The sequence below is a fragment of the Streptomyces sp. NPDC000410 genome (assembly GCF_040300305.1).
GTDB lineage: Bacteria > Actinomycetota > Actinomycetes > Streptomycetales > Streptomycetaceae > Streptomyces.
In genome coordinates this window covers 22808-37870 of sequence record NZ_JBEPDM010000038.1, presented here as the reverse complement: position 1 = coordinate 37870, position 15063 = coordinate 22808, and the positions used below count along the sequence as shown (strand labels likewise).

The following is a 15063-nucleotide window of genomic DNA, read 5'->3' as shown; positions in this document are numbered from 1 at the left end:
TGCGGAGGGTGCGGCTACTTCACCGCGAGTACGAGGGAGTCGCTCGGGGACGCCCAGACGGCCCGCGACTCGGCGAAGCCGGCGGCGCGCAGGGTGCGGATGTGCCAGTCGGCGGAGGGGGTGTCGCCGTCGGCGTGCTCGCCGTAGATCTCGAAGCGGCGGGCGGTCGGCTCGGCCAGGACCGGGTCCTTGGCGGCCAGGGCCCACCAGTCGACCCAGTCGAGCACTCCGGCGGCGCGGGCCCGGTCCATGGCGGCGTGCCGGTGGGCGCGCTCGGCGGCGTTGATGCGGGGCGTGGTCTCGTCGATCATGTGGTCGGCGTTCAGGAAGACCCCACCGTCCGCGACGAGCCCGGCGAGCTGTCCGTACAGCGTCGCGAGCGGTTCGCTGTGCAGCCAGTGCAGCGCGGTGGAGGTGAGGACGGCGTCGTACGTCGCGTGCGGGAGGACCGAGGTCCAGTCGGGGTCCTTGAGGTCGGCGGTGACGAAGGTGACGCGGTCGTCCCCGGCGAAGTACCCCTCGGCGATCGTCAGCAGGGCGGGGTCGAGATCCACACCGACGCTCACCGCCTTCGGGAACCGCTTGAGCGCCCGGTCCGTAATACTTCCCGTACCGCACGCGAGATCCAGGATCCTCGGCTCGGGGCCCACGACGGCCTCGACCATGTCCAGCATCACCCGGAACCGCTCCTCGCGATCGGGCATGTACCACTCCTGCTGGCGGTCCCAGCTCTCCTGCCAGGCCTGCCAGTCGGTTCCGGTCGCAGCGGTCTCCGTCACGGGATTCCCTCCAGTCCGTAATACCCTCGTAGGTAGGGCGTCCATTACCCGCCCCATCCGCCGACGACACTAGACCTCATCCGTAAGGACTACAAGTGGAACTGGCCTATTACTCGGACTACGCCGTCCGCCTGGTCAACACCGAAGAGCCCGCGCGCAACAAGGACTCCCTCACGTCGGTCGACGCGGTTCGCGAGCTCTTCGGTGAGTCCACCCAGATGGCGCGCCGCGCGACCGACGCCGACGTCACCCGGTTCCGTTCCGTACGGGCCCGGCTCCGCGCGGTCTTCACCGCGGCCGACTCCGGCAACCAGTCCCAGGCCGTCGACCTGCTCAACTCACTGCTGCTGGAATTCCCGGTCAGCCCGCAGATCTCGGGCCACGACTACCTCGACGACGAGGGCCGGCCACGCTGGCACATGCACCTCGCCGATCACCCCTCCAACGCGACCGCCGGCTACGCGGCGATCGCCGCGATGGGCCTCGCGTTCCACCTCACCGAGTTCGGCGCCGACCGGCTCGGCCTCTGCCAGGCCGCCCCCTGCCGCAACGCCTACCTCGACACCTCCACCAACCGCTCCCGCCGCTACTGCTCCGACCGCTGCGCGACCCGCGCCAACGTCGCCGCCTACCGGGCCCGCAAGCGCCTGGAGGCCGAGCGGTCCGAGAGCACGGGCCGCAGCGCCGACAGTGCCCAGGCCAGCGCTCCGCGCGCCGACGCCTGATCCGCCCTGCGCGGGCGGTACCGGACCCGTACGCGCCCCAGCAGCAGCTCATCGGGCACCGCCCCGAACACCCGGCTGTCCCCTTCCGCGTACGGGTTGTCCCCCAGCACCCACCAGCCGCCCTCGCGCCGCTCGGCGATCCGCTTCACGATCAGCAGATCCTGCTGCAACGGATGCCGCATCACGGCCACGTCCCCGGGCCTGACCCCGGCGCCGTAATGCACCAGCACCTGGTCCCCGTGCGCCAGCGTCGGATACATGGAGGGCCCCGTCACCTCGGCGATACCGAAGGGCACCGTCGCCTCCCGCCCCTGTTCCGTCATCGTCCACCTCCCCGGCCTCTGACCGGTCGCGCTCCCACGGTACGTTCCGCCAGCGGTCGTATCCGCACCCTGGACTTTTGGCCTAAGCCCCAGGGGCCACTCGCGAAAAGCCGTCCCTCACGGAGTAATGTCCCACCTGAGAAGACGATCACGAGGAAGGACAGCTCAATGCTCTCCCGCCTGTTTGCCCCCAAGGTGAAGGTCAGCGCCCACTGCGACCTCCCTTGCGGCGTGTACGACCCGGCCCAGGCCCGCATCGAGGCCGAGTCGGTCAAGGCCGTCCAGGAGAAGATGGCCGCCAACGACGACCCGCACTTCCAGGCCCGCGCCACGGTCATCAAGGAGCAGCGCGCGGAGCTCGCGAAGCACCACGTGTCGGTGCTGTGGAGCGACTACTTCAAGCCGCCGCACTTCGAGAAGTACCCGGAGCTCCACCAGCTCGTCAACGACGCCCTGAAGGCGCTCTCCGCGGCCAAGGCCTCGTCGGACCCGAAGACCGGCGAGAAGGCCCTGGAGCTCATCGCCGAGATCGACCGGATCTTCTGGGAGACCAAGAAGGCCTGACCCGTCGCCGCCCCCTACAGGGGTCGCGCCGCAGGTCGACGGCGAACGAGCGGCCCGATCATCCACGATGATCGGGCCGCTCCGTCGTTCACTGCCGCCTTCCGGTGCCCCGCTCGGGCCGCCGGGGCGTCCGGGGGGCGTCAGGCGCGGCAGCGCAGCATCTCCAGCGGGGGGTTGGCGTGGAAGTCCGCCCAGTGGTCCGCGCCGAACTCGCGCACGCCGGCCTCCGACACCGTCAGCGGGACCCAGGTCAGCTCGCTGAATCCGGCCGCCTGCAGGGACGTCTCGTAGACGTCGCGGCGCGGGCGGTTGGCGGTGAACGAGACCGGCTGGTCGAGCAGCGCCGTGGTCCGGACCTTCGGTCCGGTCCCGCCCTCCTCGCCCGTGAGCTCGGTGCGGAAACCGTACTTCTCCGGGGTCGGCCCGTCGAAGCGGTAGTCGGGCGACTGGTTGAGCAGGAAGATCTCGCCGCCGGGCTTCAGGCTCCGGTGGATGTTGCGGCACATCCGCTCCGCGGTGGCGGTGTCCGGCGCGTAGTTGAGCAGCTGGACCGCCAGGACGATGTCGAACTGCCGCTCGAAGGACCGCAGCTCGGACACATCGCCCACCTCGTAGCTGATGCCCAGCGGGTCGGCCTTCTCGATCGCCTCCGACACGGCGACCATTTCGCTGGAGATGTCGATGCCGAGCACCTCCGAGGCGCCGCGCCGCTTGAACTCCCGGCTGTAGAAGCCGGTGCCCGAAGCCAGGTCGAGGACCGACTTGCCGCGCACGTCCCCGACCAGGTTCAGGAAGCTGGGCACCACTACGTACTGCTCCAGCGGCAGGGCCTTGAAGCCCTCGTACGCCTCACCGATCTCGTCGTACTGCTGCGCGCTCATCGTGCTGTTCTCCCCTGCGTGTGGTCGTACCCTTGGCCTCGGCGCCCGTCCCCGGTGCACGCCGCGGCCTCTGCTCGGCAGTCTCTACGAGCCCTGACGGATCGTCGTACTGGCAGAAGCCACAAAAATCCGGACATCCTCCCGGCCGCATGTACGGGTACCCGGCTCGGCGCACAGCGGGCCATCGGACGGCCAACGCACCTGCATGCCGCCGTATGTGACGAGAAATCAGGAGCGGCGGGGCCGCGACGGCACCGCTGAACCGCTAACGACTCCCGCTGACACTCCGGCGACGCTCCCGAGGGGCTTCCGCCGCCAACAGGATCCCCGCCAGCACAGCGGTGGAGACCGCGGATGCCGCCGCCGTCACCCGGACCCTTTGCGGTACGTCGTCGACCGCTCTGCGCTCTCCGCCCTCCAGCACGCACACGGTGCGCAGGGTGAGGAATTCGACGTCGTAGTCCACCGCCCCCTTCAGCTGGCTCCTGCACGGGTGGTTGTAGGGAAACGGAGCCGAGTCCGCCCCGCCGTCCTGCGCCACGGCGACGGTCGACATCAGGGTGAGCGCGCCCCATGAGTAGGAGGCCGTGGCCGTCGCGGCACAGGCATAGGCGACAACGAGGAGCACACGGCGCCATCCGGACCGGTGCCCGTCTCCCGGCAGGGCGGCTCCGAGGCACCGGAGCAGGAAGAAGACGACCAGCGCGAGGGCGGCAAGGAATGCCACCGGTATAAAAAGGATCACGCTGGCCCCTTCCGTCGAGCTCGGCTGTTCACGGTAACTCCGCTTGTTGCCCGCTCAGTTCCCCGGCAGCGGAATCGCCGACAGGGCGGGCAGGAGCGACTCCTCCTCGTAGTCGAGGTGCGCTCGCAGCTCCCCGGACAGCCGGTCCAGCTCGGCGCGGAAGCGCGTGGGATCGGCCGTGCGGATGTCCGCCAGGAGGGCGAGCAGCTCGCCGTTGAGGCGGGCGATCGTGTGGTGTTCGGCCGCGAGGCGGTCGAACACCTCGGACAGGTGGGGGTTCCGGCTCGCGAGGGCGGGGAAGAGGTGGGCGTCCTCGCTGGTGTGGTGGAACTCCAGGGACTGGCAGAACGCCAGGCAGTGCTGCCGGAGCTGAAGCCCGAGGCCCGGCGCGGGCGGCTCGCCGGGGCCCTGGTGGGTCGCGCGGGCGGCGAGGTGGGCTTCGGACTCGGCGCGGATGTGGTCCAGTTGGGCGCGCAGCCAGGTGTGGACCTCCATGAGTTTGTCGGCGACGTTGGCGGCGGGGCGCGGTGCGTCCCCCTCGGCCGGGCCGGAGCGCTCAAGGATCACGACCGGCAGGGTGCGCGTGGTGCGGGTCTGGTAGTCCGCGTAGCCGGGCTCCGCGCGCGTCACGTGCGCGAAGAGCTGGTCGCGCCGGGCGCCCTCGGCGGGGACGGCGACGGCTTCGTACGCGTCGGTGCCGATCTCGACGCGTACGAGCGGGTGGGCGAGCAGGTTGTGGAACCAGGCGGGATGGCGGGGCGCGCCGGCCGCGGACGCCACGATCAGGAGCAGGTCGCCGTGGCGGACGTAGCCGAGGGGGACGGTGTGCTCCTTGCCCGAGCGGGCGCCGGTGGTGGTCAGCAGGAGCAGGTCGCCGCCCTCGAAGGGCCCGCCGACCTTTCCTCCGTTGGCGCGGAACTCTTCGATGATCGCGTGGTTGAAGGACTGGGGCATGCGGTGTCGGTCTCCGGAGGGTATGTCCGCAGTACGTGCGGTGAAGGGGAAAGGGGAGGAGAGATGCGCGCATCGAGTCGATACGGCGGCACGCGACACGGGCGTACAGATGTACGGGGGTGTACGGGTGTGAACAGCCGCGGGACGACGCGCGCGAAAGGGCGCTGACGTCAGGCGGCGCAGGGTGCGGAGTGTGAACTCATGGCATCGTCCCTGGTGAAGGTGCTCGCCCGGCTGCCGACCTGCCCACTGCTCTTTGGTCGGCGCCACGCGGCACGCTGATCATTAGAACCACCTGGCAGCCGTCTGTCAACGCCCGCCCGCGCCCCCTTGCAAGCATTCGGCCACCGCCCCCGGGCATGGCTGCACACGCCACGACGGAAGCACGGAAGCACGGAAGCCACGACGGGGGACGTCATGTCAGGAGAACGGCTGCGCGACCTGCTGCCGTGGAGCGAGGCGGTAGCACCGAGTTCGACCTCGCGCCGGCCGTCGGCTCACAGGGAGTGGAGCAGCTGCGCGCCTCACTGATCCGGCTGCCGCACGGCGCGGGCCACATGAAACTGTCGCGGAGGAACGACGACCGCGTGCCGGGGGCGCCCCGCAGCGTCGGCGGAATGGGACGTCAGCCCCGCCGGCCGGGCTCGCCACCAGCGCGCCCGGCCGGCGTCGCCCAATCCGGGGACAGACCCGCACCCGCTCGGGTTGAATCCAGAGCGACCGCGTAATGGCTTGATCCGTCCCCGGGAGGACACCATGACCGAGCGCCCCGACACCCTGTACGAGGCCGTGGGCGGCGACGACGCCCTGCAGCGGCTGGCCGACTCGTTCTACGAGGCCGTGCTCGCCGATGCCCTGCTCGCGCCGGTCTTCGCGCACTTCACCCCGGCCCACAAGGACCATGTCGCGGTCTGGCTCGCCGAAGTCTTTGACGGACCCGCCCGGTTCACCGAGGAGCTCGGTGGCCACCAGGCACTGCTGCGGGCCCATCTGGGGCTGGCCATCACCGAGGAGCAGCGGCTGCGGTGGATGGAGCTGATGACGGTGGCGGTGGAGAAGGAGCTCCCGGACGACGAGCCGCTGCGCCGCCGGGTGCTGGAGTACTTCGACTGGGGGACGCGCATCGCGCTCGAGGTCTCGGCCGGGCCGGTGGGCCAGGATCTCGGGGATCCCGGCCCGACGCCGCGCTGGCGCTGGGACGGCCACAGCTGAGTGGCCGCCCGGTCAGGCCGTTTCGAGGAGCCTGCCGTCGATCGTCGTGCCCGGCGGCAGCTGGCGCCGGATGCGGCCGAGCGCCTCGTCGAAGTCGCCGCCCGCGATCCCGGACTCGTACGCCGCACCGCCGAAGTGCAGCGTCAGGTTCAGGTCCACCCGCTCGGGTCGGCCGTCGGGCGCGCGATCGCCGAGGGTCAGCAGGCAGCTGAGGGTGGCCGGCTGCGCCGAGACGGCCATCCCCATGTCCCATTCCAGTACGGAGCCGGCGAGGGCCTCCCCCGAGCCCGCCACGCCCAGGGCGGCGAAGCTCGGGCCCTCGTACTCAACTCCCCTGATACGGGTGCGCACTTCGCGGGTTTCCCCGGCGACCGCGACCGTGAGCGCGATCGCTTCCGCACCCCGGCGGTCCCGGTACCAGCCGGTCCAGACTTCCGTCGACTCCGATGACATGGCGCGGACTGTAGCGGTATGACTGGCTCCGCCGTACAGCAGGCCACCCCTCGAACACTCCGCTAGACGGCCGAACCCGCGGTCGAACCCGCCGAGGTCTCCCCGTCCGGCTTCTCGGTACTCGACACACAGTCGGGGTTGCGGCAGGGTTCCGGGACCCATTCGGGGACGAATGCCCCGAGGACCTTGCGCCGTTTGATGACGGTACCGACAGGCTGCCCGCAGGCCGGGCACACGTACTCGCCGTGCGGGCGGCGGCCGGTCCGACGACCTTCGCTGCCCATAGGTCCAGGATAGGACGGCATGCCCACGACGGACAGCGCTCGGAGCCGCCGCTACCGCTTCCGGGTGTACTGCCGTACGACGACGCCGTTGCCGAAGCTGCGCACCCAGTCCAGCGTGAAATCGGTGACGGCGAAGTCCGTGCCGAACATGGGCATGCCCGCGCCGTACACCTGCGGATATGTCTTGATCACCAGCTCGTCGATCTCGTCGAGCAGTTCGCCGGCGACCTGTGAGCCGCCGCAGAGGTAGATGTCGAGCTCGCCGTCCTCCGCCTTGAGCTCGCGGACCTTGCCGACCAGGTCCTCGGAGATGATCTCGACGTTCGGATCCGGGGACTTGTCGAGGGTGCGCGAGGCGACGTACTCACGCAGCTGGGCGTACGGGCTGGTGACGCCGGTGTCCAGCGCCAGCTGGTAGCTGGCCCGGCCCTGGATCAGCGTGTCGAAACGCTTGTTCTCGGCGTCGCCGATGCCCATCGCCGCGCGCCCCTGGGCCGGGATGGTGTCCGGGTACTCGGCCACCATGAACTCCAGGAAGTCCGCCTCCACGAAGCTGAACATGGAGGTGGCATCGCCGTTCGGGTCGCCGATGAAGCCGTCGATCGAGCAGGCGATGAAGTAGGTGAGCTTGCGCAAGTCGGTCCTCTTGATTCTGTCGGGTATGTCTGTCGCGTGCTTCTGCCGGGCGCCGCGCTCAGAACCACTTCGGTTATAGTGCTCCAGATGTAGTGGTTACGCAAGAGCCTTTTTCGGAAGGCATGGTGTGAGGAGGTACGACGGGACGTGGCCAGGAACCCTGAGCGCAGGATCGCCCTCGTCGACGCCGCGATCGAGGTGCTCGCCCACGAAGGGGCCCGAGGCCTCACGTTTCGTGCCGTCGACAGCAAGGCCGGGGTACCGGCGGGGACGGCGTCCAACTACTTCGCGAGCCGCGACGATCTGTTCACTCAGACGGGCGCGCGGATCTATGTGCGTATGACGCCGAAGCCGGAGGAGGTCGACGACGCGATGCGGCCCGCGCCGACGCGCGAGCTGTACGTGGAACTGATGCGCTGGCTGGTGCGGCGCATGACCGTCGAGCGCACCGGTTATCTCGCACTGCTGGAGCTTCGGCTGGAGGCCACGCGGCGCCCGGCGCTGCAGGCCGAGCTCAACCGGGCGATCCGAGCCGATCTGGAGACGAACCGCCGCTTCCATCTCGACTCCGGGCTGCCGGGCGACGCGGATGCCTTCCTCGTGATCTATCTCGCCATGACGGGCCTGCTGCTGGAGCACTTCACCCTGCCGCAGGTGCTGGCCGACCGGGACCTGGACGACCTCGTCGAGACCGTCGTCACCCGGATCATCCCCGAGAAGTGACCTGACCGGCGCCGGGCTCCCGCCACATGGGGTACATGTGCGGGCCGTCGGGAAGATCGACCGTACGGCCCGTGAAGGCGAAGCCGAGGCGCTCGTACAGCCGGCTGCTGCGCTCGCTGCTCGCCTCCAGATAGGCGGGCACCCCGTCGCGGTCGCAGCGCTCCAGGACCGGGAGGATGAGCGCGGTGCCGAGCCCCCGGCCCTGGTGCCGCGGGGACACGGCGATCAACATCAGATACGCGTGCGCCCGGTCGTGCGGATGCGCCTCGCCGGTCAGCCTGCCCACGAGCTCGGCCCGTTCGTTCTCCGGGCCGGCGATCTCGCGCATCCGTACCGGTGTGTCGTCGTCCTCCTCGGGCGGGCCGGCCGGTACGTGGAGCCAGAGCGCCGCGGCCGTACCGTCCTCCGTCATATCGACCCAGCCCCCGGCCAGCGCGCTGTCGAGGAAGACTCCGAGGAAGGCGCCGTGCACCTTGCGGCGGTCGTCCTCGTCCGGGAAGACCCAGCTGCTCACCGGGTCGTGCATGAAGGCCTCGTCGAGCAGCCCCACCACGGTGTCGCGGTCGCCCCGCCCCGCCTGCCGTATCCGTACGCCCACGTCCGGGCCCCTCTCTCAGATCGTCGGCAGGTCATCAACCCGCCGTGGAGATCTTAGAGTTGGAGCCCGGCTCGCGGCTTGTCCGGAGGGCTCAGCGGGCGCGGCGTGTGACGAATTCCGCCAGGGACAGCAGGTCCCCCGCCGCGGCGAGGTCCGGCACCGCGCGGGACAGCTGCTGAACGGCGCGTGCCATCCGGTCGGCCGCCTGGAGCTGCGCCCAGTCCCGGCCGCCCGCGCGCTCCACGGCCGCGGCGGCCCGGTCCACTGCCTGCTCGTCCATCGGCTTGCGGTAGAGCTCGGCCAGCTCCGCGCCCGCCGCCGTGCCCGAGTTCAGCGCGGCCACCACCGGCAGCGACTTCTTGTGCGCGGCCAGATCCGCACCGGCCGGTTTGCCCGTGCGGTCCGGGTCGCCGAAGATCCCGATCAGGTCGTCGATGAGCTGGAAGGCCAGCCCGGCCTCCCGGCCGAAGGCGTCCATCGCGGCGATCTCGTCCTCACCCGCGCCCGCGTACAGCGCGCCGAGCGCGCAGGCGCAGCCCAGCAGCGCCCCCGTCTTGGCCGTGGCCATCGCGAGGCACTCGTCGAGCGACACGTCCTCCGGGCCGCGCTGCTCGAAGGCGCAGTCCGCCTGCTGGCCGGCGCACAGCTCGATCACACAGGCCGCGAGCCGGGCCGAGGCCGCGGGGGATGCCGGGTGCCGGTCCTCCGCGAGCAGCCGCAGCGCCAGGGCGAGCATGGCGTCGCCCGCGATGATGGCGTCCGGAGTGCCGAACACCGTCCACGCGGTGGGCCGGTACCGGCGGGTCGTGTCCTCGTCGATGACGTCGTCGTGGAGCAGGGTGAAGTTGTGCGCGAGCTCCACCGCGACCGCGGCCCGGACGGCGTCCTGCGGATCCCCGCACAGCGCTCGCGTGGCGGCGAGCACCAGGGCGGGGCGGATCGCCTTGCCCGCCGATCCGGCGGCAGGGGTGCCGTCGGCGTGCTCCCAGCCGAAGTGGTACATCGCCACACGTCGTAGGGAACCGGGCAGCGATTCGACGGTGTCCCGCAGCCGGGGATTGACGGCGCTGCGGGTGCGCTCCAGGAGCACCGCCGCCTCGTGGCCCTCGGCGGCGGCGGCATCCGTGCTGGTCATGGTCACGGTCACGTCCTCTGTGCAGGGGGCGGGGGCGGCGCCGGGCCACCCCCGCCGGATCAGTGAGCCGGCGGAACCGGAGAGCTCACGAAGGGGTCAGCGCCAGCGGCTGACCTCGACGTTCTCCAGCACGCCGAGGGCGTCGGGCACGAGGATCGCCGCCGAGTAGTAGGCGGTGACCAGGTAGGAGATGATCGCCTGCTCGTCGATGCCCATGAAGCGGACCGACAGGCTCGGCTCGATCTCGTCCGGGATGCCGCTCTGCTGCAGGCCGATCACGCCCTGGTCGTCCTCGCCCGTACGCATGCACAGGATCGAGGTCGTCCTGGCGTCCGAGATCGGGATCTTGTTGCAGGGGAAGATGGGCACTCCACGCCAGGTGGGAATGCGGTTCCCGCCGATTTCCACGCTCTCCGGGACGAGACCGCGCTTGTTGCACTCGCGGCCGAAGGCGGCGATGGCGCGGGGATGGGCGAGGAAGAGCTTGGAGCCGCGCCGCCGGGACAGCAGCTCGTCCATGTCGTCCGGGCTGGGCGCACCGTCGTGCGGCTGGAGCCGCTGCCCGTAGTCGCAGTTGGCCAGGAGCCCGAACTCCCGGTTGTTGATGAGCTCGTCCTCCTGGCGCTCGCGCAGCGCCTCGACCGTCAGCCGCAACTGCTGCTCGGTCTGGTTCATCGGCTGGTTGTAGAGGTCCGCCACCCGGCTGTGGACCTTCAGCACGGTCTGGGCGACGCTCAGTTCGTACTCGCGCGGGGCCGCCTCGTAGTCGACGAACGTATGCGGAATGACCGCTTCGCCGACATGGCCCGCGGAGAGGTCGATGGCGGCCTCGCCGAATTTGTTGGTCCGCTGGCTGGGAAGCGCCAGCTGTGCGAGGAGATGGGCGCCGAGCCCCTCCGCCCGCTCCGCCAGGTTCAGCACATCCGGCCGGGTCAGCTCCAGCGCGACGCACGCGGTGGCCGCACGGGCTGTCCATCCCCATACCGCGTCGCCGTCGATCAGCGACTCGTCACCGAAGTGGGCTCCGTCGGCGAGGACGCCGAGCACCGCCTCGTCGCCGTACGGACCCGTGCCGATCTGTTCCACACGGCCGTGCGCGAGCAGGAACACCCGGTCCGCCGATTCCCCCTTCGTGGCCAGCACGTCGCCGGGCGCGAACTCCACCTGCCGGCAGCGCTGTGCCAGCTCGGCGAGCACCGCCTCGTCGCCGAACCCGCGCAGCGTCGGCAGCTCTCCGAGCTCGGCCGGGATGACCTGGACCCGGTCCCCGGTCTGGATGAAGGTGACGCGCCCGTCTCCGACCGAATAGCTGAGACGCCGGTTCACCCGGTACGTACCGCCCTGCACCTGGACCCAGGGCAGCATGCGCAGCAGCCACCTGGAGGTGATCTCCTGCATCTGCGGCGCCGACTTGGTGGTGGTCGCCAGGTTCCGCGCGGCGGCCGTGCCGAGACTCTGCTGTGCCGGCAACGCCTGATCCCCGCGTACCTCGTCGCCAACCGAACCAACCGACATGAGACTCCCTCGCAATCATGGACTGACCTGCCGGAAAAAGCTTTCCACCACGGAGAGTCGGCTCGCCATTACACAAATGAGTGGGACTAGTCGGGGACGCGCGGGGAATGACACACGTTTTCCACTCCGTCGGAGCACGGCAGGGCCGGGCTCTCGCGCTGTCCGGATCGGCTCGTACTTTGTGCGAACGGAGCGCCCGGCCCGTCCGGTTGGGGTACAAGCGCGGTAACAGCGCGGAACGAGCGGCGGATTCCGCTTGTCGGCCTGTCCGCTCGCCCCGCTCCCTACCGCGATTCCGAAGGAGTCGGTCATGGCCCCACCCATGTCCGCCGGCAGGTTTCTCGACGTACTGCTCGACGAGGGGCTCACGGTCGTCCAGGTCGGCGACTGGCGCACCCACAACCGCAACCACAAGGGCCCCTGGGGGCCGGTGCACGGTGTGATGATCCATCACACCGTCACCAAGGGCACCGCGAACACCGTCCGTATCTGCCGGGACGGCTACGAGGCCCTGCCGGGACCGCTCTGTCACGGCGTCATCGCCAAGGACGGCAAAGTCCATCTGGTCGGCTACGGCAGAGCCAACCACGCCGGCCTCGGCGACGACGACGTCCTGCGCGCCGTCATCGCCGAGAGGGCGCTGCCGCGGGACAACGAGGCGAACACCGACGGGAACCGTCACTTCTACGGCTTCGAGTGCGAGAACCTCGGCGACGGCGAGGACCCGTGGCCCGCGGCCCAGCTGGAGGCCATCGAGAAGGCCGCGGCGGCGGTCTGCCGCCACCACGGCTGGACGGCACGGTCGGTGATCGGCCATCTGGAGTGGCAGCCGGGAAAGATCGACCCGCGGGGCTTCACCATGGCGTCGATGCGCGCCCGCATCGAGGAGCGGCTGAAGTGACACGGCCCGGCCGCCGAGGGGCGGCCGGGACGGCACGCACGTGACAATGACCAGGTGAACGCGTTCGACCTCAGCACTCTGCGCCCCCTGCTCCCCTCGCCCCTGGAGCGGGTCGAGGACGAACGCTTCACCCGGTTCGGCGTCCGTCTGCTGCTCAAGCGCGATGATCTGATTCACGCCGATCTTCCCGGCAACAAATGGCGCAAGCTGGCGCCCAATCTGCTCGCCGCGGCCGGCCGCCCCATGCTCACGTTCGGCGGCGCCTACTCCAACCATCTGCGCGCCACCGCCGCCGCGGGCCGGCTGCTCGGCTTCCGCACCATCGGGGTCGTACGCGGGGACGAACTGGCGGGCCGCCCCCTCAACCCGTCGCTCGCCCGGTGCGCGGCGGACGGCATGGTGCTGCGCTTCGTGGACCGGGCCACATACCGCCGCAAGGCCCGGCCGGAGGTGCTGAGCGCCCTCCTCGACCGCTTCGGCGACTGCTACGTCGTCCCGGAGGGCGGCAGCAACGCGCTGGCCGCACGCGGCTGTACCGGCCTCGGCCGGGAGCTGCGCGGCGTGGCGGACGTGGCCGCCGTGGCGTGCGGCACGGGCGGGACGCTCGCCGGGCTCGCGGCCGGGCTGGCGCCGGGGCAGCGGGCGATCGGCATCCCCGTACTCAAGGGCGGCTTCCTGGCCGAGGAGATACGCGGCCTGCAGCAGGACGCGTTCGGCGGCCCGGCGGGCGAGTGGTCGCTGGACGAGCGCTTCCACTTCGGCGGTTACGCCCGGAGCACCCCCGTGCTCGACGCGTTCGCCGATGACTTCGAGGCGCGGCACGGGCTGCCCGTCGAACGGCTCTATGTCGCCAAGATGCTCTATGGCCTTGTCGCCCTTGCCGAGGAGGGCGCGTTCGCGCCCGGAACGGCCGTCGCGGCCGTGATCACGGGCCACCCCGAGCCGTCCTGAGCCCCGGCCTTTCGGACCGCAGCCTTGCGGCCCTCGGTCTTGCCGCCCTCAGTCCTCCTGGCCCTCGCGGTAGGCCGCCGCCTCCTCCAGGTCGAGCCGGCGCAGCAGCGTACGCATCATCTCGTCGTCGATGCGCCGCTCGTCGCGCAGTCGTACGAAGACCTCGCGCTCGGACGCGATCACCTCCCGGGTGAGCCGCCGGTAGGTGTCGTCCGCGGACTCCCCGGTGACCGGGTCGACCGCTCCCAGCCGCTCCCAGACCGCGTTCCTGCGGCGCTCGATGACAGCGCGCAGCCGGTCCGCGAGCGGCTGCGGCAGGGTGTTGTGCTCGTCGGCGAGCAGCGCTTCGAGACGCTCCTCCGCCGCCCGGGACGCCTCGCTCTGGGCCTGGGCCTCCGCCAGTGTGAGCGCGTGCGGGTCACGCCGGGGCAGCCCCAGCGCCCGGATCAGCGGGGGCAGGGTCAGCCCCTGCACGACCAGCGTGCCGATCACGGTCGTGAAGGTCAGGAACAGCACCAGATTGCGGGCCGGGAAGGGCTCCCCGCCCTCCACGGTGAGCGGGATGGAGAAGGCGATGGCCAGGGAGACGACGCCGCGCATGCCCGCCCAGCCGACGATCACGGGCGCCCTCCAGTCCACGCCCGGCTCGCGCTCCCTGATCCGGCTCGACAGCTTGCGCGGTACGAACGTCGAGGGAAAGACCCAGACGAAGCGGGCCACGACGACGGCGACGAAGACCACCAGGGCGTACCAGAGGGCTTCGCCGACCTCGTAGCCGCCGAGCTCCCGGACGACGTACGCCAGCTGCAGTCCGATCAGCGCGAAGACGACGGATTCGAGGATGAAGGAGACCATCCGCCAGACGGCCTCCTCCTGGAGCCGGGTGGCGAAGTCGACCTGCCAGGCGCGATGGCCGAGGAAGAGGGCGACGACCACGACCGCGAGCACCCCAGACGCGTGGAACTGCTCGGCGACCGCGTAGGCGACGAAGGGGATGAGCAGGGAGAGGGTGTTCTGCAGCAGGGGTTCCCTCAGATGCGTACGCAGCCAGTGGATCGGCACCATCAGGACGAGGCCGACGCCGATGCCGCCGACCGCCGCGAGGGCGAATTCCCCGATGGCGCCGGACCAGCTCACACCCTCGCCGATGGCCGCGGCCAGCGCCACTTTGAACGCGGTGATCGCGGTGGCGTCGTTCACCAGGGACTCGCCCTGGAGGATCGTCGTGATGCGGTTCGGCAGGCCGAGGCGGCGGGCGATCGCGGTGGCCGCGACGGCGTCCGGCGGTGCCACGACCGCGCCGAGCACGAGCGCGGCGGTCAGCGGCAGGTCGGGCACCAGCAGATAGGCGAGGTAACCGACCGTGACGGTCGCGAAGAGCACATAGCCGACCGAGAGCAGCGCGACGGGCCGGATGTTGGCCCGCAGATCGAGATACGAGCTGTCCACGGCGGCCGTGTGCAGCAGCGGGGGCAGGATCAGCGGCAGCACGATGTGCGGGTCGAGGGTGTAGTCCGGCACCCCGGGGATGTAGGAGGCCAGCAGCCCCGCGGCCACCAGCAGCAGGGGCGCCGGCACCGGCGTCCTGCGGGCCGCCCCGGCGACCGCGGCGCTCACCGCGATCAGCGCCACCAGGGGCACTGCGTCCATCTCACCGGCCTCCTCACCGATCTGCCCACCAACC

18 protein-coding genes are annotated in these 15063 nt (G+C 70.7%); 6 read left to right on the top strand and 12 right to left on the bottom strand.

Going from position 1 to position 15063, the window contains the following annotated elements:
* Window positions 1–14: 14 nt before the first annotated feature.
* Window positions 15–824 (bottom strand): class I SAM-dependent methyltransferase, encoded by an 810-nt coding sequence (locus ABT342_RS28550; protein WP_351579954.1) that lies wholly within the window; start codon window positions 822–824, stop codon window positions 15–17.
* 50 nt (window positions 825–874) lie between these two features.
* On the opposite strand from ABT342_RS28550, the gene ABT342_RS28545 reads away from it, so the two are divergent.
* Window positions 875–1504 carry a CGNR zinc finger domain-containing protein gene (locus tag ABT342_RS28545; RefSeq protein ID WP_351579951.1) on the top strand — a complete coding sequence of 210 codons (630 nt, stop codon included), beginning with the start codon at window positions 875–877 and terminating at the stop codon, window positions 1502–1504.
* On the opposite strand, the gene sodX is transcribed toward ABT342_RS28545, so the two are convergent.
* Window positions 1408–1827 carry a nickel-type superoxide dismutase maturation protease gene (gene sodX / locus ABT342_RS28540; protein ID WP_351579948.1) on the bottom strand — a complete coding sequence of 140 codons (420 nt, stop codon included), beginning with the start codon at window positions 1825–1827 and terminating at the stop codon, window positions 1408–1410. The genes ABT342_RS28545 and sodX overlap by 97 nt on opposite strands.
* A 168-nt stretch (window positions 1828–1995) precedes the next feature.
* Between sodX and sodN the strand changes: the two genes are divergently transcribed.
* Window positions 1996–2391 carry a superoxide dismutase, Ni gene (sodN, locus tag ABT342_RS28535; protein WP_351579945.1) on the top strand — a complete coding sequence of 132 codons (396 nt, stop codon included), beginning with the start codon at window positions 1996–1998 and terminating at the stop codon, window positions 2389–2391.
* A 140-nt stretch (window positions 2392–2531) separates the two neighbouring features.
* On the opposite strand, the gene ABT342_RS28530 is transcribed toward sodN, so the two are convergent.
* The 3 genes from ABT342_RS28530 to ABT342_RS28520 all read right to left on the bottom strand — a co-directional run bounded on the left by ABT342_RS28530 (window position 2532) and on the right by ABT342_RS28520 (window position 4971).
* Window positions 2532–3272, bottom strand: a complete 741-nt coding sequence (locus ABT342_RS28530) for a class I SAM-dependent methyltransferase (protein WP_351579942.1) — start codon at window positions 3270–3272, stop codon at window positions 2532–2534.
* A gap of 265 nt (window positions 3273–3537) precedes the next feature.
* The gene (locus ABT342_RS28525; protein WP_351579940.1) at window positions 3538–3999 is read right to left on the bottom strand and encodes a hypothetical protein; all 462 of its coding nucleotides are present in this window, start codon (window positions 3997–3999) and stop codon (window positions 3538–3540) included.
* Between the two features lie 72 nt (window positions 4000–4071).
* On the bottom strand, window positions 4072–4971 hold the full coding sequence (locus tag ABT342_RS28520; protein WP_351579937.1) for a nitroreductase/quinone reductase family protein: 900 nt from the start codon (window positions 4969–4971) through the stop codon (window positions 4072–4074).
* Window positions 4972–5727: 756 nt separating this feature from the next.
* Between ABT342_RS28520 and ABT342_RS28515 the strand changes: the two genes are divergently transcribed.
* The gene (locus tag ABT342_RS28515) at window positions 5728–6183 is read left to right on the top strand and encodes a group II truncated hemoglobin (protein WP_351579934.1); all 456 of its coding nucleotides are present in this window, start codon (window positions 5728–5730) and stop codon (window positions 6181–6183) included.
* Window positions 6184–6195: 12 nt separating this feature from the next.
* On the opposite strand, the gene ABT342_RS28510 is transcribed toward ABT342_RS28515, so the two are convergent.
* From ABT342_RS28510 to ABT342_RS28500, 3 genes are all read right to left on the bottom strand, one after another.
* On the bottom strand, window positions 6196–6636 hold the full coding sequence (locus ABT342_RS28510) for a DUF6304 family protein (RefSeq protein ID WP_351579931.1): 441 nt from the start codon (window positions 6634–6636) through the stop codon (window positions 6196–6198).
* A 62-nt stretch (window positions 6637–6698) separates the two neighbouring features.
* Complete coding sequence (locus ABT342_RS28505) at window positions 6699–6920, bottom strand: hypothetical protein (protein ID WP_351579928.1); 222 nt, start codon at window positions 6918–6920, stop codon at window positions 6699–6701.
* Window positions 6921–6971: 51 nt separating this feature from the next.
* Window positions 6972–7556: a dihydrofolate reductase family protein gene (locus ABT342_RS28500; RefSeq protein ID WP_351579925.1), complete on the bottom strand. Its 585-nt coding sequence runs from the start codon at window positions 7554–7556 to the stop codon at window positions 6972–6974.
* Between the two features lie 147 nt (window positions 7557–7703).
* Between ABT342_RS28500 and ABT342_RS28495 the strand changes: the two genes are divergently transcribed.
* On the top strand, window positions 7704–8279 hold the full coding sequence (locus ABT342_RS28495; RefSeq protein ID WP_351579922.1) for a TetR/AcrR family transcriptional regulator: 576 nt from the start codon (window positions 7704–7706) through the stop codon (window positions 8277–8279).
* On the opposite strand, the gene ABT342_RS28490 is transcribed toward ABT342_RS28495, so the two are convergent.
* From ABT342_RS28490 to ABT342_RS28480, 3 genes are all read right to left on the bottom strand, one after another.
* Window positions 8263–8877: a GNAT family N-acetyltransferase gene (locus tag ABT342_RS28490; RefSeq protein WP_351579919.1), complete on the bottom strand. Its 615-nt coding sequence runs from the start codon at window positions 8875–8877 to the stop codon at window positions 8263–8265. The genes ABT342_RS28495 and ABT342_RS28490 overlap by 17 nt on opposite strands.
* Window positions 8878–8968: 91 nt before the next feature.
* Window positions 8969–10012, bottom strand: coding sequence for a family 2 encapsulin nanocompartment cargo protein polyprenyl transferase (locus ABT342_RS28485; protein WP_351579916.1), 1044 nt, complete (start codon window positions 10010–10012; stop codon window positions 8969–8971).
* Window positions 10013–10108: 96 nt separating this feature from the next.
* The gene (locus ABT342_RS28480; protein ID WP_351579913.1) at window positions 10109–11527 is read right to left on the bottom strand and encodes a family 2B encapsulin nanocompartment shell protein; all 1419 of its coding nucleotides are present in this window, start codon (window positions 11525–11527) and stop codon (window positions 10109–10111) included.
* 310 nt (window positions 11528–11837) lie between these two features.
* On the opposite strand from ABT342_RS28480, the gene ABT342_RS28475 reads away from it, so the two are divergent.
* Complete coding sequence (locus tag ABT342_RS28475) at window positions 11838–12428, top strand: N-acetylmuramoyl-L-alanine amidase (protein ID WP_351579912.1); 591 nt, start codon at window positions 11838–11840, stop codon at window positions 12426–12428.
* Between the two features lie 54 nt (window positions 12429–12482).
* Window positions 12483–13379 carry a 1-aminocyclopropane-1-carboxylate deaminase/D-cysteine desulfhydrase gene (locus ABT342_RS28470; RefSeq protein WP_351579909.1) on the top strand — a complete coding sequence of 299 codons (897 nt, stop codon included), beginning with the start codon at window positions 12483–12485 and terminating at the stop codon, window positions 13377–13379.
* Between the two features lie 48 nt (window positions 13380–13427).
* Here ABT342_RS28470 and ABT342_RS28465 read toward each other — a convergent pair whose 3' ends face one another.
* Entirely contained in the window at window positions 13428–15029 is a 1602-nt protein-coding gene (locus tag ABT342_RS28465) for a Na+/H+ antiporter (RefSeq protein ID WP_351579907.1), read from the bottom strand.
* Window positions 15030–15063 lie beyond the last annotated feature (34 nt).

Bases quoted from the DNA above. Each gene is read 5' to 3' on its own strand.
- ABT342_RS28550 (WP_351579954.1), bottom strand. From the start codon at position 824: ATGGACGCCCTACCTACGAGGGTATTACGGACTGGAGGGAATCCCGTG.
- sodX (WP_351579948.1), bottom strand. From the start codon at position 1,827: ATGACGGAACAGGGGCGGGAGGCGACGGTGCCCTTCGGTATCGCCGAG.
- sodN (WP_351579945.1), top strand. From the start codon at position 1,996: ATGCTCTCCCGCCTGTTTGCCCCCAAGGTGAAGGTCAGCGCCCACTGC.
- ABT342_RS28530 (WP_351579942.1), bottom strand. From the start codon at position 3,272: ATGAGCGCGCAGCAGTACGACGAGATCGGTGAGGCGTACGAGGGCTTC.
- ABT342_RS28520 (WP_351579937.1), bottom strand. From the start codon at position 4,971: ATGCCCCAGTCCTTCAACCACGCGATCATCGAAGAGTTCCGCGCCAAC.
- ABT342_RS28515 (WP_351579934.1), top strand. From the start codon at position 5,728: ATGACCGAGCGCCCCGACACCCTGTACGAGGCCGTGGGCGGCGACGAC.
- ABT342_RS28510 (WP_351579931.1), bottom strand. From the start codon at position 6,636: ATGTCATCGGAGTCGACGGAAGTCTGGACCGGCTGGTACCGGGACCGC.
- ABT342_RS28505 (WP_351579928.1), bottom strand. From the start codon at position 6,920: ATGGGCAGCGAAGGTCGTCGGACCGGCCGCCGCCCGCACGGCGAGTAC.
- ABT342_RS28485 (WP_351579916.1), bottom strand. From the start codon at position 10,012: ATGACCAGCACGGATGCCGCCGCCGCCGAGGGCCACGAGGCGGCGGTG.
- ABT342_RS28480 (WP_351579913.1), bottom strand. From the start codon at position 11,527: ATGTCGGTTGGTTCGGTTGGCGACGAGGTACGCGGGGATCAGGCGTTG.
- ABT342_RS28475 (WP_351579912.1), top strand. From the start codon at position 11,838: ATGGCCCCACCCATGTCCGCCGGCAGGTTTCTCGACGTACTGCTCGAC.
- ABT342_RS28465 (WP_351579907.1), bottom strand. From the start codon at position 15,029: ATGGACGCAGTGCCCCTGGTGGCGCTGATCGCGGTGAGCGCCGCGGTC.